Here is a 263-nt window from a genome sequence, read left to right on the forward strand (position 1 = left end):
GCCTAATAAGGCGCGCAATTTTTGATTCTCTCTGCTCAAAAACTGGTACTGCTGTAGCTGCTCGCTTTGCAGCATTTGCTTTTTTTTCAGCGCTTCATTTTCGGTAAGTAATTGATCGCGGGTATGTAAGCTTTTTGCACCAAAGCTAAATACTTCGTAGGGTAAATTAGCCACATAAATTAATGGGCTAACCAGTGTATTTAAACTAGTACTAACGTTTGTTCCACCTTCGGTGTACTTATCGCCAATAATCAGTATGACAC

General features: G+C 39.9%; 1 pseudogene. It reads right to left on the minus strand.

The window, feature by feature from the left end:
- A pseudogene (locus AAEY62_RS22995) lies at window positions 1-263 on the minus strand (rod shape-determining protein MreC); the annotation flags it as partial.

Origin of the sequence: Pseudoalteromonas sp. GW168-MNA-CIBAN-0100, from assembly GCF_040309225.1 — a bacterium.
In the GTDB taxonomy this organism is placed as follows: Bacteria; Pseudomonadota; Gammaproteobacteria; order Enterobacterales; family Alteromonadaceae; genus Pseudoalteromonas; species Pseudoalteromonas arctica.